This window comes from Pantoea sp. FN0307 (genome assembly GCF_050113815.1).
GTDB classification, from domain to species: domain Bacteria; phylum Pseudomonadota; class Gammaproteobacteria; order Enterobacterales; family Enterobacteriaceae; genus Mixta; species Mixta alhagi.
The window spans coordinates 119,299-143,267 of record NZ_JBNJSO010000007.1 but is presented as its reverse complement, the minus strand read 5'-3'; the positions used below and the strand labels follow the sequence as shown (position 1 = coordinate 143,267).

Sequence of the window (23,969 nt, the reverse complement as noted above, 5' to 3'; positions counted from 1 at the left end):
ATGCAAACAAAAAAAAGTGAAATTGGAGTAGGGGCGTTCATGCTGCTGGCGCTTATCGCCATCCTGTTTCTCTGTCTGCGCGTTGCAGATGTGAAATCGCTGGGCACCGAGCCTACATGGAGGCTCTACGCGACTTTTGACAATATCGGCGGGTTGAAGGTTAGCTCTCCGGTTAAAATTGGCGGCGTGGTGATTGGTCGCGTTACGGATATTACCCTGGATGAGAAATCTCTGTCGCCACGCGTAACCATGGACATTGAAGACAGATATAACCATCTTCCCGATACCAGTTCACTGGCGATTCGTACTCAGGGGCTGCTGGGCGAACAGTATCTGGCGTTAAATGTTGGTTTTGACGATCCTGACATGGGCACGGCTATTCTGAAGGATGGCGATACGCTCCAGGATACGAAATCGGCGCTGGTGCTGGAAGATCTGATTGGTCAGTTTTTGTATAAGAGCGGCGATGGTAATCAAAGCCCTGCGCAGGAACCAAACGCGCCTGCAGCACCGACTTCTGCTAACCCGGAACAACCTTAAGAGGCTACACGTATGTTTAAACGTTTACTGATGGTCGCTATGCTGGTTATCGCGCCGCTGGCGGCAAACGCGGCAGATCAAACCAATCCTTATAAGCTGATGAATGAGGCAGCGGCGAAGACATTCACCCGCCTGAAAAACGAGCAACCGAAAATCAAGCAGGATCCCAATTATCTGCGCGAGATTGTTCGTCAGGAACTGCTGCCTTATGTACAAATTAAATACGCTGGCGCGCTGGTTCTGGGCCGCTACTACCGTGAAGCGACGCCGGCGCAGCGCGAAACCTATTTCAACGCGTTTGGCGATTATCTTGCGCAGGCTTATGGCCAGGCGCTGGCGCTTTATCATGGACAAACGTATCAAATCGCGCCGGAGCAGCCGCTGGGCAACGCGAATATCATTGCCATCCGCGTCAGCATTATCGATCCCAACGGACGGCCCCCGGTTCGCCTTGATTTTCAGTGGCGTAAGAACAGCCGTACCGGCGAATGGCAGGCCTATGACATGATCGCCGAAGGGATCAGTATGATCACCACCAAACAAAATGAGTGGAGCGATATTCTGCGTACCAAAGGCATCGACGGCCTGACGCAGCAGCTGAAAAACTATGCGGCGCAGCCTATTACTCTGGATCAGAAAAATAATGGCTGATCTTCTGAGCTGGCAGGTTGAGGCAAAAACGCTTTACCTTCGCGGGGAGCTTGACCGGGAAACACTGCTCGGCCTGTGGCAGCAGCGCGAAACCGCAATGCAAAAAATTGAGGTTATCGATGTTTCCGGGCTGCAGCGCGTAGACTCGGCCGGTCTGGCGTTACTGGTGCATCTGCGTCAGATAGCGCAACAGCAGGGTGCCAGCCCCGTTTTCAGCGGTATCACGGATAAATTACACTCCCTGATCATGCTGTACAATTTACAGCAGATTATTGTTTCTGCTGAAAATTGCGCCTAATCGCGCTGGATTTTTGTATAAGCCCCTGCACAGTCAGGGGCTTTTTGTTTGTTTAAGATAAATGCGCTTTCAACTAATATGACAGCCTGTTTATCATCAACCGAATGTAAAAAAATCATGGAAAATAGTGAAATTCAGACAGTACTAATGAACGCACTGCCGTTAAAAGAAGTACATGTCAGCGGTGACGGCAGTCATTTTCAGGTTATCGCCGTTGGCGAATTGTTCGCTGAGCTGAGCCGCGTGAAAAAACAGCAGGCGGTCTATGCACCGCTGATGGAATATATCGCTGATAACCGTATTCATGCGGTATCCATCAAAACCTACACCCCTGAAGAGTGGGAACGGGATCGTAAGCTAAACGGTTTTTAAGCTGTTGAGGCGGCTTATGGTCCGCGACTCGATGGCCTTTTAAGTTCTGATAACAGAGAGCAGTTGCAATGGATAAATTTCGTGTACAGGGTCCGACCCGGCTAAGCGGTGAAGTCACCATCTCCGGCGCCAAAAATGCCGCCCTGCCGATCCTGTTCGCCGCTCTGCTGGCTGAAGAGCCGGTGGAGATTCAGAATGTCCCGAAACTAAAGGACATTGATACCACCATGAAGCTGCTCAGCCAGCTGGGTGTAAAAGCGGAGCGCAATGGATCCGTGCATCTTGATGCCAGTAAAGTAGGTATTTACTGCGCTCCTTATGAGCTGGTGAAAACCATGCGCGCCTCGATTTGGGCGCTGGGACCGCTGGTAGCGCGTTTTGGCCAGGGGCAGGTCTCTTTACCCGGCGGCTGCGCCATCGGCGCGCGACCGGTTGATTTGCATATTACCGGGCTGGAGCAACTGGGCGCGGAAATCAAGCTGGAAGAGGGCTATGTTAAAGCCTCGGTCAATGGGCGTTTGAAGGGCGCGCACATTGTAATGGATAAAGTTAGCGTTGGCGCGACGGTAACCATTATGTCTGCAGCGACCCTGGCGACCGGCACGACCATCATTGAAAACGCCGCGCGTGAACCGGAAATCGTGGATACCGCGAACTTCCTGAATACTCTGGGCGCAAAAATCAGCGGTGCAGGCGGCGATCGTATTACGATTGAGGGCGTTGAGCGCCTGGGCGGCGGCGTTTACCGCGTGTTGCCTGACCGTATTGAAACGGGAACTTTTCTGGTTGCCGCAGCGATCTCTGGCGGCAAGGTTGTGTGTCATAAAACGCAGCCTGATACGCTGGATGCGGTACTGGCGAAGCTGCGTGAAGCCGGTGCGGAAATCGAAACGGGTGAAGACTGGATCAGCCTTGATATGCACGGTAAACGTCCGAAAGCCGTTAACGTGCGTACCGCACCGCACCCGGGTTTTCCTACCGATATGCAGGCGCAGTTTACCTTGCTAAACCTGGTTGCAGAAGGAACCGGCGTCATTACCGAAACCATTTTCGAAAACCGGTTTATGCATATTCCTGAGCTGATTCGTATGGGCGCGCATGCAGAGATCGAAAGCAATACGGCGATTTGCTACGGCGTAGAGAAGCTGTCTGGTGCGCAGGTGATGGCGACGGATTTACGCGCTTCCGCCAGCCTGGTACTGGCCGGCTGTATTGCTGAAGGAACCACAGTGGTCGATCGTATTTATCATATCGATCGTGGCTATGAGCATATCGAAGATAAGCTGATCGCCATGGGCGCGAAAATCGAACGGGTTAAAGGCGAATAGATCTCGCTGCTGTAGCGCGTTCTGAAGACGTTTTTGTTAAAAACAGCGCCCGATTTCGGGGGCTGTTTTTTTTTACTTAAGCGGGGTCAGGAGCGGGAACGAATCAGCTTCTTACGATCAATCAGCTTCCTGGTTATGGGATCGTAGTAGCGGCTGGGCCAAATTTCCGCAGGATGAACTGCGAGCGCCTCGGCAATTAACCATTCCCCTTTCGGCCATGGACGATTGAGCGCATTAGCCAGCGTTGATGAACTCAGGCCAGCCTGGCGCGATACGGCGGCAAGAGAGGTTCCCTTTTTATGCAGGGCGGCAATGATATCCGCCGTATGCCAGTCTTGCTTTGTTTTATTCACATTACCCATAGCGCACGTCTCCCTATGCTGATTTTTCTTGATGAGAATTACTGGAGTTTTTAAGAAACTTTAAATTAAAAGAGTTAGGGGAAAGAGTATGTTGCTGTTTGCATTTCAAGCTCCATCTTGCCAGAAGGTGGTTTTTTATAGCAAACAGAATCCATTTATTTCCAGTAAATTCCAAATGAAGCGAAAGAAATGTGTTTCTCTTCGCAAAAGCGTGATGGGTGTTTGCAAACGGAAGGAAAAAATAAAGAGCGGGGGAGCGTTAAATAGCGCCCCCGTAACGCATCAGGAGTCGCGCTGTACTGCCATATGAGCCAGCGCTTCCAGCGCACTGCGCCAGGGAGATTCTGGCAACACCTGCAGAGCAGCGATAGCCTTATCCGCTTCCTGTTCGGCACGGTTGCGCGTCCACTCAAGAGAACCGCATTGACGCATCGCCTCCAGTACCGGATCCAGCAAATGGCGACCATTACCCTGTTCAATGGCTTCACGTATCATGGCGGTCTGCTGGGCATTGCCATGGCGCATGGCATGCAGCAACGGTAGGGTAGGTTTACCTTCGCTGAGATCGTCACCAACGTTTTTCCCCAGCGTTTGTCCATCGGCGCTGTAATCAAGCAGATCGTCAATCAGCTGAAAAGCGGTGCCGAGATAGCGACCATAATCCTGTAAACCCTGCTCCTGAGTTTCATTAGCGCCCGCCAGAATCCCGGAAGATTGCGCCGCCGCTTCGAACAGACGCGCCGTTTTGCTGTAAATCACCCGCATATAGCTCTCTTCAGTGATATCAGGATCGTTACAGTTCATTAGCTGCAGCACTTCGCCTTCGGCGATAACGTTTACCGCTTCTGACATCAACGCCAGAATACGCAGTGAACCAAGGCTGGTCATCATTTGAAAGGCGCGGGTGTAAATAAAATCGCCTACCAGCACGCTGGCTGCGTTGCCAAAGGCCGCGTTGGCCGTAGCTTTTCCGCGCCGCATATCAGATTCATCCACCACATCGTCATGCAACAGCGTCGCGGTATGAATAAATTCAATCAGCGCGGCAATAGTCACGTGCTGCTTACCTTCATAGCCGAGCGCGCGCGCCGCAAGAATGGCAATCATAGGACGAATACGCTTTCCGCCGCCGCTGATAATGTAGTAACCCAACTGATTGATGAGCGAAACATCTGAATTCAGCTGTGAGAGGATGGTCTCGTTGACGGCCGCCATATCTGGGGCGGTTAATTCATTAATTTGTTCTAAATTCATCAGTCTGTTCAGCTATTGCTCTGTTCAGCGCCATGTTAAGCGACTTTGCCCATGTCTGTGCCATGTAATGTATTACAGATTGTACTTGAAAAACGAGGCTCTTGAATCCTGAGTATGGCGCTGCGTTTTTTTTCTGCAATCCTTTGCTATGTCCTCTTGTCAACGCAGGGATTTTTGCGTAGAATTCGCGCCCTATTGTGAATATTTATCGCGCCGCCTGACAATTGAAGAAGGTAAGCGCAGAAGCGGAGTTTTATATGTACGCGGTTTTCCAAAGTGGTGGTAAACAACACCGAGTAAGCGAAGGTCAAACCGTTCGCCTGGAAAAGCTGGACATCGCAACCGGCGAAACTATTGAGTTCGATCAGGTTCTGATGATTGCAAATGGTGACGACGTTACAATCGGCGCACCGCTGGTTTCAGGTGGCGTGATCAAAGCAGAAGTTGTTGCTCATGGTCGTGGCGAGAAAATTAAGATCGTTAAGTTTCGTCGTCGTAAACACCATCGTAAGCAGCAGGGCCATCGTCAGTGGTTCACTGATGTGAAAATCACTGGCATCAGCGCCTGAGAGGAGATCTGACAAATGGCACACAAAAAGGCTGGCGGCTCAACACGTAACGGTCGCGACTCAAATGCACAGCGCCTGGGCGTAAAACGTTTCGGCGGTGAATCTGTACTGGCTGGCAACATCATCGTTCGTCAGCGTGGCACCAAGTTCCACGCAGGCACCAACGTTGGTCTTGGCCGTGACCACACTCTGTTTGCTACTGCAAACGGTAAAGTGAAATTCGAAGTTAAAGGCCCGAACAACCGTAAATACGTCAGCATCGTTGCTGAGTAAGGTTGTCGTGCTGCAGGCGGGTTAATCTGCCTGCCAGAGAATGAAAGCCCCGCAGAATATTGCGGGGCTTTTTACATTTTGAGCTTGCCTGATTTGCTGTACAATTTACGTACAGTCTTTCCGCAACGGGTCATCGCTTATGGCCTCGGCGGAATTAAAGCCGCACCGGTTTATCCGGTCGCCAGGTGAATGATTTACGGAGAAGGTAAATGAAGTTTGTTGATGAAGCGACGATTCTGGTCGTTGCAGGTGATGGCGGTAATGGTTGCGTTAGCTTCCGCCGCGAAAAATATATTCCGAAAGGCGGCCCGGACGGCGGCGACGGCGGTGACGGCGGCGATGTCTATCTGCTGGCCGATGAAAACCTTAACACGCTGATCGATTATCGCTTTGAAAAATCTTTCCGCGCCGAGCGTGGACAGAACGGGCAGAGCCGCGACTGTACCGGCAAGCGTGGTAAAGATATCGTGATTAAAGTGCCGGTCGGCACGCGCGTTATCGATCAGGGTACCGGTGAAACGCTGGGCGACCTGACGCGCCATGAGCAAAAGCTGATGGTAGCAAAAGGCGGCTGGCACGGTCTGGGCAACACGCGCTTTAAATCCTCCGTTAACCGTACCCCGCGTCAGAAAACCATGGGTACGCCGGGTGAGAAGCGCGACCTGCAGCTGGAGCTGATGCTTCTGGCCGATGTTGGCATGCTGGGTCTGCCGAACGCCGGTAAATCAACCTTTATCCGCGCGGTGTCTGCCGCCAAGCCAAAAGTGGCTGATTATCCTTTTACCACGCTGGTGCCGAGCCTTGGTGTGGTGCGTATGGATAATGAAAAAAGCTTTGTGGTCGCCGATATTCCGGGCCTGATTGAAGGCGCAGCGGATGGCGCGGGACTGGGCATTCGTTTCCTGAAGCATCTGGAACGCTGCCGTGTTCTGCTGCACCTGATCGATCTGGCGCCAATTGATGAATCCGATCCGGTAGAAAATGCGCGTATCATCCTCGGCGAGCTGAAGAAATACAGTGAAAAACTGTATGACAAGCCGCGCTGGCTGGTCTTCAACAAAGTGGATCTGCTGAGTAAAGAAGAAGCGGAAACGCGTGCGAAGGCCATTGTGGAAGCGCTTGGCTGGGATGAGAAATATTACCTTATCTCTGCCGCCAGTCAGACCGGCGTGAATGCGCTGTGCTGGGATGTGATGTCCTTCCTGATCGCCAATCCCAAAGAGGCGGAACAGGAAGAGAAGAAACCTGAGAAAGCTGAATTCATGTGGGACGATTACCACCGTGAAGCGCTGGAACAGGCAGAAGAAGAAGTAGATGAAGATTGGGATGATGACTGGGACGAAGATGACGACGAAGGTGTCGAAATCATCTATCAGCATTAATCATGCCTGATAACTGCAGCCCGGCTTATCGCCGGGCTTTTTTTGCTGTTTTTATTGCTGCGGGCTCTATGCCTGACGTAGAGAGCATACTGATAAACCCTGCTGTCGTGCAGGGAGTGTGCAAATGATTGAAGGACGTTACCAGTTTGGCGCGCCCGGTATTAGCCTGAGCACTGGCTTGTGCTGGTTTGTCCGCTGCCCTGGTTCAGGATAGCCGGCAACCAGCATTGTGCTTCCAGTCCGGAGCGGTTCTGACGATTGCTTAACTGCATCTTTCCGCCGTGGAGCTGTAAAATTCGCAACACAATATTTAAACCCAGCCCGCTGCCGCCGTAACGCCGATCGCGTCGATGAAACGCCTGAGTAAGTTCTCCCGCGCTCTTTTCATCAATACCGGGACCTTCATCACGAATTGTCAACAGGCTGCCATTATCTTGCGCCTGTAGCTGCAGCGTAATGGGTGAGTGCTCCGGGCTATAGCGGGAAGCGTTTTCCAGTAAGTTACGCACCATCAGGCGCAATAAAACTGCATCACCCTGCACTTTCATATCCTGTTGCGTCCACTCCAGCGTCTGCTGTCGCTGTTGCAGTAATTCGCTCATTTCAGCCTGCAAGGGAAGAAAAATATCCCGCTGCCAGCTCAGCGTTTGATAATGGCCGCTGGCCAGCGCTTGTCCGGCACGTGAAAGCATTAACAGCTGCTCGATGACATGCATCAACTGATCGATACGCGCGACCAGCATGGGCGCCTGCTTGATCTCCTGCTGCGCCATCAGCTCAAGGTGCAGGCGTATCCCTGCCAGCGGCGTGCGTAACTCATGGGCCGCGTCTGCTGTAAATAACCTTTCTTGCTGAAGCGTTTGATTAAGGCGGGCAAGCAGCTGATTCATTGCTCCGGTTACCGCCACGATTTCTTCCATCTCCGAATAGACAGGCAACGGCGAGAGATTATCGGCGGAGCGTTCAGCCAAACTGTTTTGTAAGGCCTTAAGTGGACGAATAACCCAGCTGATCGCCCAGAAAGAGAGAGTTAGCGTAAAGCCGACCATGACTAACGACGGAAGCAGGAGAGAGGCTATCGCTTCACGGATCTCGTTTTCAACATGCTGATTACGTGATTTCGCCGTCAGCGTTTCGTTTACCAGAAAACCGATCTGTTCACGGCTTTCATGCCATAACCAAATGGCGCTCATTAGCTGACAAGTCAGCAAAATAAGCGCCAGCATAATTAACAAACGCCGACGCATACTGTTCATTGACGCTCTTCCAGCCGGTAACCCACGCCGCGTACCGTTTTGATACGATCTTTACCCAACTTGCGGCGCAGATTATGGATATGAACTTCCAGCGCATTCGAGCTGTTATCGTCCTGCCAGCTGTAGATATCCTGCTGTAATGTCTCGCGATGCACGGTTTGACCAATTCGCATCAGCAGCCTGCAAAGCAGAGCGAACTCTTTAGGCGTAACCTCTATTGGCTGATTATTCACCGAGACCTGCAAAGAGGAGAGGTTAAGCGCCAGATCTCCATGCTGGATATGATTGTCACTGTGGCCCTGGTAACGTCTGATGAGCGCCCGTACGCGCGCTTTTAATTCAGCCAGCGCAAAAGGCTTAATCAAATAGTCGTCAGCGCCAGCGTCCAGTCCGTCAACCCGATCCTCCAGCGCATCGCGGGCTGTGAGAATCAATACCGGCAGGTCGATATTTTTTCGACGCCAGCGGCGCAGCAAATCGGTTCCATCCGCATCCGGCAGGCCAAGATCCAGTACGACTAAACTATACTCCCCACTGTGCAGCAGGGCATCCGCCTGAGCCGCTTTATCCGCGCAATCCACGGCATAACCCTCGCTACTTAGCGCGAGGGCGATGCCTTCCTGCAATAGCACATCATCTTCCACAATGAGAATTTTCATGCGCCTCAGTTATTCTGATAGATGTCTTTGTATAGCCGGCTTTCAAAGCGCACTAGCGGCACGCGGCGGATGCGTTTGTCCTCTGGCGGTACGGCATACCCGGACAGGAACTGCACAAATGCCACGCGTTGACCGCTGGCGGTGGTAATAAAGCCGGCCAGGTTATAAACCCCTGACAACGAACCGGTTTTAGCGGAAACTTTGCCATCCACGCCGGCTTCATGCAGACCGCCGCGATAGCGCAACGTGCCATCGTAGCCCGCCAGCGGCAGCATAGAGATAAAGTTCAGTTGCTGATCGTTTTGCGCAATATATTGCAGCACCTGCATCATGGTTGCCGGAGAGATCAGATCGTGACGCGATAGTCCGGATCCATCGACCAGAATACTGTTGCCAAGATCGATATTCGCCTTCTGGCGCAGAACACGGCGCACCGCATCTGAACCGGCACGCCAGGTGCCAGGAACGTTAAAATAGTGACGCCCGATGGTGCGGAAAACCGTATCGGCGATCATATTGTCCGATTTTTTCAGCATCACTTTCAGCAAATCACGCAGCGGCGCGGACTGTGTCTCCGCCAGGAGGGTGCCTGGCTCGGTGACGCGCGTTTGGCGCACCAGATGTCCGGTGTAATCAATACCGGCGTCCTGCAGCATGGCTTTTAAAATGGCTCCGGACCAGGCGGCACCATCCTGAATAGCAAAGGCCAGCGGCAAAGGTTCGCTGCGCTGCGTCATACAGCCGGTGAGTGTAAAGCGATTCAGCTCACCCGGTACGACATCCAGTTCGCAGTAAGGCGCATCGGGCGACCCTTTCGCTAAGGTACGTACCTGGCTGAACATGGTAACCGGATAATAAGACGCTACGCGAATAAAGGCGTTATCGTCGGGACGGTCGGCGCTATACAAGGACACGGAAAAACAGTTTTTATCCACGATAGCAGCGGCAGGCGGCGCGCTAAAGCACTGAGTATTATCGTTCCATGGCCAGCCTGGCGCTTTATCGTGACTGGCGAAGACCGAGGTGTCGATCACCAGATTGCCCTGAATATGGGTAATACCCTGTTTGGTCAGGGCGGTAACCATATTACGTAAATCCTGACGCGAAAGCGTGGGATCGCCGCCAAAGCGGGCAATCAGATCGCCCTGCAGGGTGCCATTATCCACTTTGCCCTGAGTTTCCAGCGTGGTGCGAAAGCGGAAGTCTGGACCCAACTCCAGCAGCGCTGCGAGCGCCGTCACTACTTTCATGGTGCTGGCTGGCAAAGCCATTTGTTTACTGTGATAATCGACCAGCGGCGTTGATGAACCCACTTTTTGTGCCATCAGCGCCAGGTTTGCGCCATCCGGTAAATATTGTGTGTATTCTTCCACGGGTGCTGCCTGAGCTTGCAGCATAAACGCACAGGTTAGTCCGGTAACAAGTCGTGAAAATCGCATAATCTCGCGGTAACTGACGGGTGAAGCCGTCATACTACGGTGCATCGTAGTAGAAAGTAAACGATGACCCATAGGGAACTCTGGGTTAAAATACGTATCAAAATGCAAACCTGAATCCTGACCTGGAGCCTGCTCCGGGTCAGGTTTCTTTTGTTTGCGAATCAGCCGGTAGCGTTGCACAACGCGTCAGGCCGACGACCCAATGGTCAGGACGACAACAAGCAAACAGGACCGATGACGAGGTATTAAAATGAATCAGATTCCGATGACGTTAAGGGGCGCGGAGAAGCTGCGTGAAGAACTCGAAGAGCTGAAGACCGTCAGACGCCCCCGTATTATTGCCTCAATTGCGGAAGCGCGTGAGCATGGCGATCTGAAAGAGAATGCCGAGTATCATGCCGCGCGTGAAGAACAAGGCTTTTGTGAAGGGCGTATTCAGGAGATCGAAGCCAAGCTGTCGAATGCGCAGGTGATCGATGTCACTAAAATCGCTAACAATGGCCGGGTGATTTTTGGCGCGACGGTAACCGTGCTGAATATCGATACTGATGAAGAGTCAACCTATCGTATCGTTGGTGATGATGAGGCGGACTTTAAGCAGAACCTGATTTCCGTAAACTCGCCGATGGCGCGCGGGTTGATTGGTAAAGAAGTGGATGATGTAGTGGTGATTAAAACGCCCGGCGGCGACGTCGAGTATGAAATTCTGAAAGTAGAATATCTTTAATCGCTCTGACGCATCACATAATTGTAAAGAAAGGAAAAAGGCCGCGTTGCGGCCTTTTATCCTGAGCAGGAGCATGGCAACTTCTTCCGGCTGACTATAATCGTTATATTTCAGGCTGCATGTGCATTGGCTTTCCTTGCTCACTTACTCAGTAAGCTTCCAGGATTTGCTGCGTTGCTGCTTTCACGCAACCCGAATTATTTAGCGTATAATCAGCTTGCCCGGTTAGCGCGGCAGGGAGATTTTGCGTTCTTCTGACGGACGGTACAGCACCAGCGTCTTGCCGATAACCTGCACGTTACAGGCCCCCGTTTCACGAACAATGGCTTCTACCATCAGGTTTTTCGTTTCCCGATCTTCGGTAGCGATCTTCACCTTAATCAGTTCGTGATGCGCAAGCGCCTGTTCGATTTCGGCCAGCACGCCTTCGGTCAGGCCATGGTTACCCAGCATAACAACGGGTTTCAGCGGATGGGCCAGACCTTTCAGGTGCTGTTTTTGTTTGGTACTCAGATTCATCGTATATTTTTACTTACATTGGGATTGAAAACGGTACATTCTACCGCCATCTCTGGTATATCACCAAACAGGACATCACTATGTTTGGTTATTTATCGCTACGATGAAGAATAGTTGGAAAAAGTATGACAGGTAAAAAGCGTTCAGCCAGTTCCAGCCGCTGGCTTCAGGAACACTTTAGCGATAAATATGTGCAACAGGCACAGAAAAAGGGGTTGCGTTCGCGCGCCTGGTTTAAACTTGATGAAATACAGCAGGGCGATAAGCTGTTTAAGCCCGGGATGACCGTGGTCGATCTTGGTGCAGCGCCTGGCGGTTGGTCTCAATACGTTGCGACCCAGATTGGCTCAAAGGGACGTATTATCGCTTGTGATCTTTTACCGATGGATCCTATCGTTGGTGTCGATTTCCTTCAGGGCGATTTTCGTGAAGAATCCGTAGTGAAAGCACTATTGGAACGCGTCGGCGAAGAGAAAGTCCAGGTTGTCATGTCCGATATGGCGCCCAATATGAGCGGCACTCCAGCCGTTGATATTCCCCGGTCGATGTATTTAGTGGAGCTGGCACTGGAAATGTGTCGCGATGTACTGGCACCTGGTGGCAGTTTTGTAGTGAAAGTATTTCAGGGAGATGGCTTCGATGAATACCTGCGGGAAATTCGCTCCCTGTTTACGAAAGTGAAAATTCGTAAGCCGGACGCTTCGCGTTCACGTTCACGCGAAGTGTACATTGTAGCGACAGGGCGCAAACTATAGCCAAAATAACTGGAGCCGTGGCAAGGCGTGCATGTCCCGATGAGCTTACGCAGTAAGTGATTTGGGTTAGTGAGCGCAGTCAACACCGCAGCGATTCCAAGTATGGTGGATATATAGTACCCTACGCTGTCTGTTAACACAGTTGTAATAAGAGGTTAATCCCTTGAGTGACATGGCGAAAAACCTGATTCTCTGGTTGGTCATCGCAGTTGTGCTGATGTCTGTTTTCCAGAGCTTTGGGCCCAGCGAGTCGAATGGCCGTAGGGTTGATTATTCAACCTTCCTGTCGGAAGTGAACCAGGATCAGGTCCGCGAGGCACGTATTAACGGGCGTGAAATCAACGTTACCAAAAAAGACAGTAATCGATATACGACCTACATTCCCGTCAACGATCCCAAGTTACTCGATAACCTGTTGACTAAAAATGTAAAAGTTGTCGGTGAACCACCGGAAGAGCCAAGCCTGCTGGCTTCCATCTTCATCTCCTGGTTCCCGATGCTGCTGCTGATTGGTGTCTGGATCTTCTTTATGCGCCAGATGCAGGGCGGGGGTGGCAAAGGCGCGATGTCCTTTGGTAAAAGCAAAGCCCGCATGCTGACGGAAGATCAGATCAAAACCACTTTTGCTGACGTTGCAGGCTGCGATGAAGCAAAAGAAGAAGTGGGCGAGCTGGTAGAATACCTGCGCGAACCCAGCCGCTTCCAGAAACTGGGCGGTAAAATTCCGAAAGGCGTACTGATGGTAGGCCCGCCGGGTACCGGTAAAACGCTGCTGGCGAAAGCGATCGCCGGTGAAGCTAAAGTGCCGTTCTTCACTATCTCAGGTTCTGACTTCGTAGAGATGTTTGTGGGTGTGGGTGCTTCTCGTGTGCGCGATATGTTTGAGCAGGCGAAAAAAGCAGCACCGTGCATCATCTTTATCGATGAGATCGATGCGGTAGGTCGTCAGCGTGGCGCTGGCTTAGGCGGTGGTCACGATGAACGTGAGCAGACGCTGAACCAGATGCTGGTAGAAATGGATGGCTTCGAAGGCAATGAAGGCATCATTGTTATTGCCGCAACCAACCGTCCTGATGTACTGGACCCGGCACTGCTGCGTCCGGGCCGCTTCGACCGTCAGGTTGTTGTTGGTCTGCCAGACGTGCGTGGTCGTGAGCAAATTCTGAAAGTACATATGCGTCGCGTGCCGCTGGCAACCGATATTGATGCCGCGATTATTGCGCGTGGTACGCCTGGCTTCTCCGGTGCCGATCTGGCTAACCTGGTGAATGAGGCCGCTCTGTTTGCCGCTCGTGGTAACAAGCGCGTTGTATCGATGGTGGAGTTCGAAAAAGCGAAAGACAAAATTATGATGGGTGCGGAACGTCGCTCCATGGTAATGACGGAAGCGCAAAAAGAGTCTACCGCCTACCACGAAGCGGGCCATGCCATTATTGGTCGTCTGGTGCCGGAACACGATCCGGTGCACAAGGTGACGATTATTCCGCGTGGACGTGCGCTTGGGGTAACTTTCTTCCTGCCGGAAGGCGATGCGATTAGCGCCAGCCGTCAGAAACTGGAAAGCCAGATTTCAACCCTGTACGGCGGCCGCCTGGCTGAAGAGATCATCTACGGTCCAGAACATGTTTCTACCGGTGCGTCTAACGACATCAAAGTCGCGACAAACCTGGCGCGTAACATGGTGACGCAGTGGGGCTTCTCGGAAAAACTGGGGCCGTTGCTGTATGCGGAAGAAGAGGGCGAGGTTTTCCTTGGTCGCTCAGTGGCTAAAGCGAAACATATGTCTGATGAAACGGCGCGTTTGATCGATCAGGAAGTGAAACTGCTGATTGATAATAACTACGAACGTGCACGTCGCATCCTCAACGAGAACATGGATATCCTGCACTCAATGAAAGATGCGCTGATGAAATATGAAACCATCGATGCGCCGCAAATCGACGATTTGATGGCTCGCCGTGAAGTGCGTCCGCCAGCGGGTTGGGAAGATGCAACTTCCAACTCTAACCATTCGGACAATGACGGTTCGCCAAAAGCGCCGCGTCCGGTTGATGAGCCGCGCACGCCGAACCCAGGTAACACCATGTCTGAGCAGTTTAATAAATAAACGCCCTCAGGCGATAAAAACCCCGGCTGGTCCGGGGTTTTTTGCATCTATCACATGACCAAATATCTTAAGGAGAAAAAGATGAAGTTGTACGCAAGGGATTCCCTACTGGATCTGTCTCATCCCCATGTTATGGGCATTCTTAACGTGACTCCTGATTCTTTCTCTGATGGCGGTCAGCATCATTCACTGGTGGCGGCGCTAACGCATGCCAATGAGATGGTGAACGCAGGCGCGACCATTATTGATGTCGGCGGTGAGTCAACCCGCCCTGGGGCGGATGCGGTAACCACGGAAGAGGAGCTGGAGCGCGTTATTCCGGTGGTCGAGGCGATTGCGCAACGGTTTGAAGTATGGATTTCCGTTGATACCTCAAAGCCTGAAGTTATTCGTGAATCAGCGCGAGTGGGCGCTCACATTATAAATGATGTCCGCTCGTTACGGCTGCCTGGTGCGCTTGAGGCTGCGGCAGAGACCGGCTTACCGGTGTGTCTGATGCATATGCAGGGAGAGCCCGACACCATGCAGGCCGCGCCGCACTACACAAACCTGCTGCAAGAAGTGAACGACTTTTTTGTTGATCATATTGCCCGCTGTGAAGCCGTAGGTATCAAAAAATCGCAGTTGCTACTCGACCCGGGCTTCGGATTCGGTAAGAATCTCAGCCACAATTATCAGCTTCTGGCGCATCTGGCCGATTTCCATGATTTTGGCCTGCCGCTACTGGTGGGAATGTCGCGTAAATCGATGATAGGGCAACTGCTAAACGTAGGGCCTTCTCAGCGTTTAACCGGTAGCCTGGCTTGTGCGGTGATTGCTGCGATGCAGGGTGCGCAGATTATACGCGCGCACGATGTTAAAGAGACCGTAGAAGCAATGCGCGTCGTTGAAGCGACACGTTCAGCGAAGGAATAATAACGCTATGAGTAATCGTAAGTATTTTGGCACCGACGGCATTCGCGGAAAAGTAGGCGAAATGCCTATTACGCCTGATTTTGTGCTTAAGCTGGGCTGGGCTGCAGGAAAGGTGCTGGCGCGTCACGGCTCGAAAAAAATCATTATTGGTAAAGATACGCGTATCTCCGGCTATATGCTGGAGTCGGCGCTGGAGGCAGGTCTGGCCGCTGCCGGCCTGTCTGCTGCGTTCACCGGCCCGATGCCAACACCCGCTATTGCTTATTTAACCCGAACGTTTCGTGCTGAGGCAGGGATCGTAATTTCCGCCTCGCATAATCCGTTTGAGGATAACGGCATCAAGTTCTTCTCTTCTGAAGGCACAAAACTGCCGGACGAAGTTGAGGAAGCGATCGAACAGGAAATGGAAAAGCCGTTAACCTGCGTGGAGTCTGCGTTGCTGGGGCGCGCCAGCCGTATTGTCGATGCCGCTGGCCGTTATATTGAGTTTTGCAAAGGCACGTTCCCCAGCGAATTGAATCTGAACGGCTTGAAAATAGTGGTCGATTGCGCGAATGGCGCCACTTATCACATCGCGCCTAACGTATTGCGTGAACTGGGCGCAACGGTAATCTCGCTTGGCGTACAGCCTGACGGCATGAACATCAACAAAGAGTGCGGCGCGACCGACGTGCGTGCATTGCAGCAGCGCGTTCTTGAATCCAAAGCGGATGTTGGGCTGGCTTTTGACGGCGACGGCGATCGCGTCATGATGGTTGATCATCTGGGCAACAAGGTTGATGGCGATCAGATCCTCTACATCATTGCGCGTGAAGGCCTGCGTCAGGGGCAGCTGCGCGGTGGCGTAGTGGGTACGCTGATGAGTAATATGGGACTTGAACTGGCGTTGAAGCAGCTGGGTATTCCATTCGCGCGCGCCAAAGTCGGCGACCGCTACGTGCTGGAAAAACTACAGGAAAAAGGCTGGCGTCTGGGCGCAGAAAATTCCGGGCATGTCATTCTGCTGGACAAAACCACCACCGGCGACGGCATCGTTGCAGGTTTGCAAGTGCTTACCGCTATGGCGCGTAATCACATGACGTTACACGATCTGTGCAGCGGGATGAAGCTGCTGCCGCAGATCCTGGTCAACGTGCGCTTTAGCGGCACCACAGACCCGCTGGAGAGCGCTGAAGTTAAAGCGGTTACGGCTGAAGTCGAAAAAACGTTAGCGGGGCGTGGACGCGTTCTGCTGCGTAAATCGGGCACTGAGCCGTTAATCCGCGTGATGGTTGAAGGCGAAGATGAGGCGCAGGTTACCGCGCTGGCACATCGTATCGCCGATGCGGTGAAAGCGGCCTGATAGGGCAGTTGCAAACGCACACGCTGTTTTAACGTCCGCTATCGATAATAGGTTCCCTGGCTGACCACCTTTTGTCTGCCAGGGGACCGGTGGTTTCGACGTAAAAAACAGCATGATGGCGCTTTTTTCTGCAATCAGTGTCGCAGGGAAAAATTGCGCTTGCAGATGTTTATGCCTTTGGTTAGTATTCACACCCGCTTCTGATGGGTAATAACAATTATCCCGTCAATTGGTTTGAAGCTTTTGATGTGCGGTGACCGCGCAAGGAAACAGGTTGATTATGTACGAAGCTCTGTTAGTCGTTTTTCTGTTAGTAGCAATTGGCCTTGTTGGTCTGATCATGCTGCAGCAGGGTAAAGGCGCTGATATGGGAGCCTCCTTTGGTGCAGGCGCTTCCGGCACGCTATTTGGTTCTTCCGGTTCTGGTAACTTCATGACCCGTATGACCGCAGTGTTGGCGACCCTGTTCTTCGTTATCAGCCTGATTCTGGGTAACCTGAACAGCAATAAAACTTCCAAAGGAAGCGAGTGGGAAAACCTGACTCAGCCGGCACAGTCGCAGACTGCACCAGCTAAACCGGCAGCGCCGGGCAGCGATATCCCGCAATAAGTATCAAGCTTTCGACGCGGCTCAGGATAAGGTCGCAGTCTTAAAGTGCCGAGGTGGTGGAATTGGTAGACACGCTACCTTGAGGTGGTAGTGCCCGATTGGGCTTACGGGTTCAAGTCCCGTCCTCGGTACCAAATCTCAGTTTTACTTGCATTTTGTGCATGTTCGGCGTAATATTCGCCACGTTTTCGGACGCGGGGTGGAGCAGCCTGGTAGCTCGTCGGGCTCATAACCCGAAGGTCGTCGGTTCAAATCCGGCCCCCGCAACCACTTTCCCTTAGAGTTATTTTTCAAATATACTGTATGCATCTCCGGACGCATCCGCAGCCAATTTTGAAAAAAATTCTTTGGATGGTGTGCCGAGCCGCAGATGCGGCATACAGGGTCCAGTCGCATTAAGCCCCGAATTTTCGGGGTTTTTTGTTATCAGGAATCGCAATACTGGGCTATATGCCCTTTTTTTATGTCTTGGGGGTGGGCTTGTCCACATTAGAGCAGAAATTAACAGAGATGATTTCAGCACCGGTAGAAGCGCTTGGCTACGAACTGGTCGGTATCGAGTTCATTCGTGGTCGCACTTCAACGTTGCGCATCTATATTGATAGTGAAGATGGCATCAATGTTGATGATTGTGCTGATGTCAGCCACCAGGTAAGCGCAGTCATGGATGTGGAAGATCCCATCACCGTGCCTTACAACCTTGAAGTTTCCTCGCCGGGTCTTGAGCGCCCACTATTTACTGCTGAACACTATGCACGATTCACAGGTGAGGAAGTCAGCCTGGTGCTGCGTATGGCCGTCCAGAACCGCCGCAAATGGCAGGGCATCATTAAAGCTGTCGAAGGTGAAATGATTACGGTGACCGTCGAGGGTAAAGATGAAGTGTTCGCGCTGAGCAATATTCAGAAAGCGAACCTGGTCCCCCACTTTTAAAAGTCCGGATTGAGGCTAACCAGGATGAATAAAGAGATCTTAGCTGTTGTAGAAGCCGTTTCTAACGAAAAAGCCCTGCCGCGAGAGAAAATCTTCGAGGCGCTGGAGAGCGCACTGGCCACTGCAACCAAGAAAAAATATGAGCAGGAGATCGATGTTCGCGTTAGCATCGATCGTAAAAGCGGCGATTTCGATACTTTCCGCCGCTGGCAGGCCGTTGAAGAAGTGACGCAGCCGACGCGTGAAATCACGCTGGAAGCCGCCCGTTATGAAGATGAAACCATCAATCTGGGCGATTTTGTCGAAGATCAGATTGAGTCAGTAAAATTTGACCGCATCACGACGCAGACGGCCAAGCAGGTTATCGTACAGAAAGTCCGTGAAGCAGAGCGCGCGATGGTGGTTGATCAGTTCCGCGAGCAGGAAGGCGAAATCATCACTGGCGTGGTGAAAAAAGTTAACCGCGATAATATTACGCTGGATTTGGGTAACAATGCTGAAGCCGTTATCCTGCGTGAAGATATGCTGCCGCGTGAAAACTTCCGCCCTGGCGATCGTCTGCGTGGCGTGCTTTATGCGGTGCGTCCGGAAGCGCGTGGCGCTCAGCTGTTTGTCAGCCGTTCCAAACCTGAGATGCTGATCGAGCTGTTCCGTATCGAAGTGCCGGAAATCGGCGAAGAAGTGATTGAAATTAAAGCGGCGGCACGCGATCCTGGTTCTCGCGCTAAAATTGCGGTGAAAACCAATGATAAGCGTATCGACCCCGTTGGTGCCTGCGTAGGCATGCGCGGCGCGCGCGTTCAGGCGGTATCCAGCGAGCTGGGCGGCGAGCGTATTGATATCGTGCTGTGGGATGATAATCCGGCGCAGTTCGTGATTAATGCGATGGCGCCTGCCGACGTCGCTTCAATCGTGGTTGATGAAGATAATCACACCATGGATATCGCTGTAGAAGCTGGAAATCTGGCTCAGGCGATTGGCCGTAACGGCCAAAACGTACGTTTAGCTTCGCAACTGAGCGGTTGGGTGCTGAACGTAATGACTGTCGACGATCTGCAGGCGAAGCATCAGGCAGAAGCGCATGCTGCTATTGGTGTCTTTACTAAACACCTGGATGTCGACGAAGAGTTCGCGACCGTGCTGGTCGAGGAAGGTTTCTCCTCTCTGGAAGAGTTGGCCTATGTGCCGATGCATGAGCTGCTGGAAATCGACGGCCTGGATGAAGCGACTGTAGAAGCACTACGCGAACGTGCGAAAAATGCGTTAACGACCCTGGCGCTGGAAAAGGCGGAGAGCCTTGGCAACGGCGTACCTGCTGACGATCTGCTAAACCTTGAAGGTATGGAGCGTGATCTGGCCAATAAGCTGGCGGCAAGAGGTGTTTGCACGCTGGAAGATCTGGCTGAGCAGGGTGTTGACGATCTGACAGATATTGAAGGCCTGGATGATGAGAAGGCCGGCGCTCTGATTATGGCGGCGCGTAATATCTGCTGGTTCGGCGATGACGCGTAATAACAGGAAGGAACAGCATGACAGATGTAACCGTAAAATCGCTGGCCGCAGAGATACAGACCTCGGTAGAACGCCTGGTACAGCAGTTTGCTGATGCAGGGATCCGTAAGTCTGAAAATGACTCTGTAACCCAGCAAGAAAAAGAAACCTTACTGACGCACCTGAACCGCGATAATGGCAGCCCGTCAGGTAAGTTAACGCTGCAGCGTAAAACGCGTAGCACCTTGAATATTCCTGGCACCGGGGGTAAAAGTAAGTCGGTGCAAATCGAAGTCCGCAAAAAGCGCACCTATGTAAAAGAGGATGCTGAGGCTGAAAAAGCTAAGGCTGAAGCAGAAGCGCAGGCGCAGCGTGAAGCGGAAGAACAGGCTCGTCGTGAGGCGGAAGAAAAAGCCACGCGCGAAGCAGCGGAAAAAGCGAAGCGTGAAGCCGAAGAGCAAGCCAAACGCGAAGCCGCGGAAAAGGCTAAGCGCGAAGCAGCGGAAAGTGAGAAAGTGACGAACCAACAAACCGACGAAATGACCCGGGCCGGACAGTCTGATAAAGCCCGCCGCGAAGCAGAAGCCGCAGAGCTGAAGCGTAAAGTGGAAGAAGAAGCCCGCCGTAAGCTGGAAGAAGATGCGCGCCGTGTAGCAGAAGAAGCGCGCAAACTGGCCGAGCAGAAAGCAGGCGATTGGGAAGTAAAACCAACCGAGAGCGATGACGCTGACTATCACGTTACCACTTCTCAACATGCCCGCCAGGCTGAAGACGAAAACGACCGCGAAGTTGAAGGTGGTCGTAGCCGTACTCGCACCACCGCTAAAGCGCCGCGCCCGCGTAAGGGCAACAAACATGCAGAAGCTAAAACCGATCGTGAAGAAGCCCGTGCGGCTATTCGTGGCGGTAAAGGCGGCAAGCATCGTAAAGGCAGTGCGCTGCAGCAGGGCTTTAACCGACCGGCGCAGGCTGTTAACCGTGACGTAATCATCGGTGAAACCATCACCGTTGCGGAACTGGCTAACAAAATGGCGGTTAAAGGCTCTCAGGTCATCAAAGCGATGATGAAGATGGGCGCGATGGCTACCATCAACCAGGTTATCGATCAGGAAACTGCCCAGCTGGTCGCGGAAGAGATGGGACACAAAGTGATCCTGCGCCGCGAGAACGAGCTGGAAGAAGCGGTAATGAGCGATCGTGATACCGGTGCTGCTGCTGAATCCCGTGCGCCAGTGGTCACTATCATGGGTCACGTTGACCACGGTAAAACCTCTCTGCTGGATTACATCCGCTCCACCAAAATCGCCTCTGGCGAAGCGGGCGGCATTACCCAGCACATCGGTGCTTACCATGTTGAAACCGACAACGGCATGATCACCTTCCTTGACACCCCGGGTCACGCCGCGTTTACCGCAATGCGTGCTCGTGGTGCGCAGGCAACGGATATCGTGGTGCTGGTTGTTGCTGCCGACGATGGCGTAATGCCTCAGACCATTGAAGCCGTTCAGCATGCGAAAGCCGCTGGCGTGCCGGTTGTTGTTGCTGTTAACAAGATTGATAAGCCTGACGCCGATCCGGATCGTGTGAAAAACGAACTGACTCAGTACGGTATCATTCCGGAAGAGTGGGGCGGTGAGAACATGTTCGTTAACGTTTCTGCGAAAGCAGGTACCGGCGTTGACGATCTGCTGAACGCTATTCTGCTGCAGTCTGAAGTACTTGAGCTGAACGCAGTACGTGCCGGTATGGCCAGCGGCGTCGTGATCGAATCCTTCCTGGATAAAGGTCGTGGCCCGGTTGCTACCGTTCTGGTACGTGAAGGTACGCTGCGTAAAGGCGATATCGTACTGTGCGGTTTTGAATATGGCCGTGTACGTGCAATGCGCGACGAAATGGGCCATGAAGTGACCGAAGCAGGTCCTTCCATTCCGGTAGAGATTCTCGGCCTGTCTGGCGTTCCTGCGGCCGGTGATGAAGCGACCGTGGTTCGTGACGAGAAAAAAGCGCGTGAAGTTGCGCTGTATCGTCAGGGCAAATTCCGCGAAGTTAAACTGGCACGTCAGCAGAAATCTAAGCTGGAAAACATGTTTGCCAACATGACCGAAGGCGACGTTTCCGAGCTGAACATCGTATTGAAAGCCGACGTACAGGGCTCTGTCGAAGCCATTTCCGACTCCCTGCTGAAACTTTCTACTGATGAAGTGAAAGTGAAGATCGTGGGTTCAGGCGTGGGCGGTATCACCGAAACCGACGCAACGCTGGCCGCGGCATCCAACGCTATCATCCTGGGCTTCAACGTCCGTGCCGACGCCTCAGCGCGCCGTGTTATCGAAGCGGAAAGCCTGGATCTGCGCTACTACTCGGTCATCTATAATTTGATCGATGAAGTGAAAGCAGCGATGAGCGGTATGCTGGCACCGGAATACAAACAGCAGATCATCGGTCTGGCCGAAGTGCGTGACGTGTTCAAATCACCGAAATTCGGCGCGATTGCTGGTTGTATGGTTACCGAAGGCGTGGTTAAACGTCATAACCCAATCCGTGTACTGCGTGACAACGTGGTTATCTATGAAGGCGAGCTGGAATCTCTGCGTCGCTTTAAAGATGACGTTAACGAAGTGCGTAACGGCATGGAGTGTGGTATCGGCGTTAAGAACTACAACGACGTTCGCACCGGCGACATGATCGAAGTCTTCGAAGTGATCGAAATCCAGCGTACCATCGAATAACGATCGCATCGCAAGTGGCATTTGGGAAGCCCTGCGCTTCCCCGGACTGAGCCCCGCCATTTCATGGTCGGGGCTCAGCCATTATCAGGAGAAATAATTATGGCGAAAGAATTTGGTCGCCCACAGCGTGTCGCACAGGAACTGCAAAAAGAGATCGCCATGATCATCCAGCGTGAGATCAAAGATCCGCGCGTGGGCATGATGGTGACCGTTTCAGGCGTAGAGGTTTCGCGCGATTTGGCCTATGCCAAAGTGTTTGTTACTTTTTTGAATGATGATAATGCTGACGCCATCAAGGGCGGCATCAAAGCGCTGCAGGATGCGTCTGGCTACATCCGTTCTCTGCTCGGCAAAGCGATGCGTCTGCGTATCGTGCCTGAGCTCACTTTCTTTTACGATAATTCGTTGGTGGAAGGGATGCGTATGTCTAACCTGGTCACTAACGTAGTGAAAAAAGATGCTCAGCGCCGGGGCCCGGCGGAAGAAGACGACAAGGAGGAGTAATGAGTCGTCCTCGTCGTCGTGGCCGCGATATTCATGGCGTGTTGCTGCTCGATAAGCCTCAGGGGCTCTCCTCGAACGATGCTCTGCAAAAAGTGAAGCGTATTTTCCGGGCGAATAAAGCGGGTCACACCGGCGCGCTGGATCCTTTGGCAACCGGCATGCTGCCGATCTGCCTGGGTGAAGCAACCAAGTTCTCGCAATATTTACTGGATGCGGATAAACGTTATCGGGTAATTGCGCGTCTGGGGCAGCGTACCGATACGTCAGATGCCGATGGGCAGATCATCAGCGAACGCGCTGTTTCCTTCAGCCAGGCGCAGCTTGATGAAGCGTTGGAAAGTTTCCGTGGCGAGACGCAGCAGGTGCCTTCTATGTACTCTGCCCTGAAATATCAGGGGCGTCCTCTGTACGAATATGCGCGTCAGGGGCTGGAAGTGCCGCGTGAAGCTCGCTCCATTACGGTTCATGAACTGCAGTTTATTCGCTGGCAGGACAATGAGCTGGAGCTGGAAATTCACTGCTCTAAAGGCACCTACATCCGCACTATCATTGATGATTTGGGTGAGAAGCTGGGCTGCGGCGCGCATGTGATTATGCTGCGTCGTCTGCAGGTGGCCCGCTATCCCATTGAGAAAATGATTACGCTTGAGCAACTGTATGCCTTACAGGGCGAGCCGGGAGACTTAAGCGAAGAGGCGCAGACGCAGCTGGATGCGTTGTTGATGCCTATGGATAGCCCGGCCTCCGATTATCCGGAAGTTAATCTGAGTGAAATTGCTGCTGGTTATTTTAAGCAGGGGCAACCGGTGCAGGCGTCAGGCGCGCCGCATAGCGGACTGGTGCGGGTTACTGAAGGGGATGTGCGTAAGTTTATCGGGATGGCGGAAATCGCTGACGATGGACGCGTAGCGCCGCGCCGTTTGGTTGTAGAATATTCTGCCTGAGCTATTTGCA

The 23,969-nt window shown here is 52.6% G+C and carries 25 protein-coding genes and 2 tRNA genes; 21 read left to right on the top strand and 6 right to left on the bottom strand.

The features are described from left to right. The 5 genes from mlaD to murA all read left to right on the top strand — a co-directional run bounded on the left by mlaD (window position 1) and on the right by murA (window position 3,189). The gene (gene mlaD / locus ACQE3Z_RS18085; RefSeq protein WP_426974853.1) at window positions 1–540 is read left to right on the top strand and encodes an outer membrane lipid asymmetry maintenance protein MlaD; all 540 of its coding nucleotides are present in this window, start codon (window positions 1–3) and stop codon (window positions 538–540) included. A gap of 12 nt (window positions 541–552) precedes the next feature. Next, window positions 553–1,191 (top strand): phospholipid-binding protein MlaC, encoded by a 639-nt coding sequence (gene mlaC / locus ACQE3Z_RS18080; RefSeq protein ID WP_250651605.1) that lies wholly within the window; start codon window positions 553–555, stop codon window positions 1,189–1,191. Continuing rightward, on the top strand, window positions 1,184–1,489 hold the full coding sequence (mlaB, locus tag ACQE3Z_RS18075; protein WP_250651606.1) for a lipid asymmetry maintenance protein MlaB: 306 nt from the start codon (window positions 1,184–1,186) through the stop codon (window positions 1,487–1,489). The genes mlaC and mlaB overlap by 8 nt, the downstream gene beginning before the upstream one ends. A 117-nt stretch (window positions 1,490–1,606) precedes the next feature. Beyond that, window positions 1,607–1,861, top strand: a complete 255-nt coding sequence (gene ibaG / locus ACQE3Z_RS18070; protein WP_085068306.1) for a BolA family iron metabolism protein IbaG — start codon at window positions 1,607–1,609, stop codon at window positions 1,859–1,861. Between the two features lie 68 nt (window positions 1,862–1,929). After that, complete coding sequence (murA, locus tag ACQE3Z_RS18065; protein WP_426974852.1) at window positions 1,930–3,189, top strand: UDP-N-acetylglucosamine 1-carboxyvinyltransferase; 1,260 nt, start codon at window positions 1,930–1,932, stop codon at window positions 3,187–3,189. An 86-nt stretch (window positions 3,190–3,275) separates the two neighbouring features. Here the strand turns inward: murA and ACQE3Z_RS18060 are convergent, their stop codons facing one another. Both ACQE3Z_RS18060 and ispB read right to left on the bottom strand, forming a co-directional pair. Further along, complete coding sequence (locus tag ACQE3Z_RS18060; RefSeq protein WP_420851603.1) at window positions 3,276–3,551, bottom strand: helix-turn-helix domain-containing protein; 276 nt, start codon at window positions 3,549–3,551, stop codon at window positions 3,276–3,278. A gap of 282 nt (window positions 3,552–3,833) precedes the next feature. After that, the gene (ispB, locus tag ACQE3Z_RS18055) at window positions 3,834–4,805 is read right to left on the bottom strand and encodes an octaprenyl diphosphate synthase (protein ID WP_426974851.1); all 972 of its coding nucleotides are present in this window, start codon (window positions 4,803–4,805) and stop codon (window positions 3,834–3,836) included. Between the two features lie 257 nt (window positions 4,806–5,062). On the opposite strand from ispB, the gene rplU reads away from it, so the two are divergent. The 3 genes from rplU to cgtA all read left to right on the top strand — a co-directional run bounded on the left by rplU (window position 5,063) and on the right by cgtA (window position 7,029). Then, the gene (gene rplU / locus ACQE3Z_RS18050; protein ID WP_085068300.1) at window positions 5,063–5,374 is read left to right on the top strand and encodes a 50S ribosomal protein L21; all 312 of its coding nucleotides are present in this window, start codon (window positions 5,063–5,065) and stop codon (window positions 5,372–5,374) included. Window positions 5,375–5,389: 15 nt separating this feature from the next. Beyond that, window positions 5,390–5,647, top strand: a complete 258-nt coding sequence (rpmA, locus tag ACQE3Z_RS18045) for a 50S ribosomal protein L27 (protein ID WP_038628771.1) — start codon at window positions 5,390–5,392, stop codon at window positions 5,645–5,647. A 209-nt stretch (window positions 5,648–5,856) separates the two neighbouring features. Continuing rightward, window positions 5,857–7,029: an Obg family GTPase CgtA gene (cgtA, locus tag ACQE3Z_RS18040; protein WP_085068298.1), complete on the top strand. Its 1,173-nt coding sequence runs from the start codon at window positions 5,857–5,859 to the stop codon at window positions 7,027–7,029. A gap of 161 nt (window positions 7,030–7,190) precedes the next feature. Here cgtA and pmrB read toward each other — a convergent pair whose 3' ends face one another. Genes pmrB through dacB form a run of 3 tightly spaced genes read right to left on the bottom strand, consistent with a single transcriptional unit; the run spans window position 7,191 to window position 10,383 of the window. Continuing rightward, a complete protein-coding gene (gene pmrB / locus ACQE3Z_RS18035) occupies window positions 7,191–8,285 on the bottom strand; it encodes a two-component system sensor histidine kinase PmrB (RefSeq protein ID WP_426974850.1) in 1,095 nt (364 codons plus the stop codon). Beyond that, the gene (gene pmrA, locus ACQE3Z_RS18030; RefSeq protein WP_426974849.1) at window positions 8,282–8,944 is read right to left on the bottom strand and encodes a two-component system response regulator PmrA; all 663 of its coding nucleotides are present in this window, start codon (window positions 8,942–8,944) and stop codon (window positions 8,282–8,284) included. The genes pmrB and pmrA overlap by 4 nt, the downstream gene beginning before the upstream one ends. 5 nt (window positions 8,945–8,949) lie before the next feature. Further along, on the bottom strand, window positions 8,950–10,383 hold the full coding sequence (gene dacB / locus ACQE3Z_RS18025; protein ID WP_426974885.1) for a serine-type D-Ala-D-Ala carboxypeptidase: 1,434 nt from the start codon (window positions 10,381–10,383) through the stop codon (window positions 8,950–8,952). Window positions 10,384–10,633: 250 nt separating this feature from the next. Between dacB and greA the strand changes: the two genes are divergently transcribed. Further along, the gene (gene greA, locus ACQE3Z_RS18020) at window positions 10,634–11,110 is read left to right on the top strand and encodes a transcription elongation factor GreA (RefSeq protein ID WP_085068294.1); all 477 of its coding nucleotides are present in this window, start codon (window positions 10,634–10,636) and stop codon (window positions 11,108–11,110) included. A gap of 225 nt (window positions 11,111–11,335) precedes the next feature. Here the strand turns inward: greA and yhbY are convergent, their stop codons facing one another. After that, window positions 11,336–11,629 carry a ribosome assembly RNA-binding protein YhbY gene (gene yhbY / locus ACQE3Z_RS18015; protein ID WP_085068292.1) on the bottom strand — a complete coding sequence of 98 codons (294 nt, stop codon included), beginning with the start codon at window positions 11,627–11,629 and terminating at the stop codon, window positions 11,336–11,338. Window positions 11,630–11,754: 125 nt separating this feature from the next. Here yhbY and rlmE point away from each other — a divergent pair, with 125 nt between their 5' ends. The 12 genes from rlmE (at window position 11,755) to truB (ending at window position 23,959) form a co-directional block, all read left to right on the top strand. Then, complete coding sequence (gene rlmE, locus ACQE3Z_RS18010; protein WP_085068291.1) at window positions 11,755–12,384, top strand: 23S rRNA (uridine(2552)-2'-O)-methyltransferase RlmE; 630 nt, start codon at window positions 11,755–11,757, stop codon at window positions 12,382–12,384. Window positions 12,385–12,556: 172 nt separating this feature from the next. Then, entirely contained in the window at window positions 12,557–14,491 is a 1,935-nt protein-coding gene (gene ftsH / locus ACQE3Z_RS18005) for an ATP-dependent zinc metalloprotease FtsH (protein ID WP_250651612.1), read from the top strand. An 81-nt stretch (window positions 14,492–14,572) separates the two neighbouring features. After that, window positions 14,573–15,406 carry a dihydropteroate synthase gene (folP, locus tag ACQE3Z_RS18000; RefSeq protein WP_426974848.1) on the top strand — a complete coding sequence of 278 codons (834 nt, stop codon included), beginning with the start codon at window positions 14,573–14,575 and terminating at the stop codon, window positions 15,404–15,406. 7 nt (window positions 15,407–15,413) lie between these two features. Further along, a complete protein-coding gene (gene glmM / locus ACQE3Z_RS17995; RefSeq protein ID WP_085068287.1) occupies window positions 15,414–16,748 on the top strand; it encodes a phosphoglucosamine mutase in 1,335 nt (444 codons plus the stop codon). 280 nt (window positions 16,749–17,028) lie between these two features. Beyond that, window positions 17,029–17,358 carry a preprotein translocase subunit SecG gene (gene secG / locus ACQE3Z_RS17990; RefSeq protein WP_085068285.1) on the top strand — a complete coding sequence of 110 codons (330 nt, stop codon included), beginning with the start codon at window positions 17,029–17,031 and terminating at the stop codon, window positions 17,356–17,358. Window positions 17,359–17,405: 47 nt separating this feature from the next. Further along, window positions 17,406–17,492: transfer RNA gene (locus tag ACQE3Z_RS17985), tRNA-Leu, on the top strand. 59 nt (window positions 17,493–17,551) lie between these two features. Next, window positions 17,552–17,628: transfer RNA gene (locus ACQE3Z_RS17980), tRNA-Met, on the top strand. Between the two features lie 210 nt (window positions 17,629–17,838). Continuing rightward, on the top strand, window positions 17,839–18,291 hold the full coding sequence (gene rimP / locus ACQE3Z_RS17975; RefSeq protein WP_157130228.1) for a ribosome maturation factor RimP: 453 nt from the start codon (window positions 17,839–17,841) through the stop codon (window positions 18,289–18,291). Between the two features lie 24 nt (window positions 18,292–18,315). Next, the gene (nusA, locus tag ACQE3Z_RS17970; protein ID WP_085068282.1) at window positions 18,316–19,803 is read left to right on the top strand and encodes a transcription termination factor NusA; all 1,488 of its coding nucleotides are present in this window, start codon (window positions 18,316–18,318) and stop codon (window positions 19,801–19,803) included. A 17-nt stretch (window positions 19,804–19,820) separates the two neighbouring features. Next, entirely contained in the window at window positions 19,821–22,511 is a 2,691-nt protein-coding gene (infB, locus tag ACQE3Z_RS17965; protein WP_085068281.1) for a translation initiation factor IF-2, read from the top strand. A 99-nt stretch (window positions 22,512–22,610) separates the two neighbouring features. Beyond that, window positions 22,611–23,015: a 30S ribosome-binding factor RbfA gene (rbfA, locus tag ACQE3Z_RS17960; RefSeq protein ID WP_250651614.1), complete on the top strand. Its 405-nt coding sequence runs from the start codon at window positions 22,611–22,613 to the stop codon at window positions 23,013–23,015. Further along, window positions 23,015–23,959 (top strand): tRNA pseudouridine(55) synthase TruB, encoded by a 945-nt coding sequence (gene truB / locus ACQE3Z_RS17955; protein ID WP_426974847.1) that lies wholly within the window; start codon window positions 23,015–23,017, stop codon window positions 23,957–23,959. The genes rbfA and truB overlap by 1 nt, the downstream gene beginning before the upstream one ends. Window positions 23,960–23,969 lie beyond the last annotated feature (10 nt).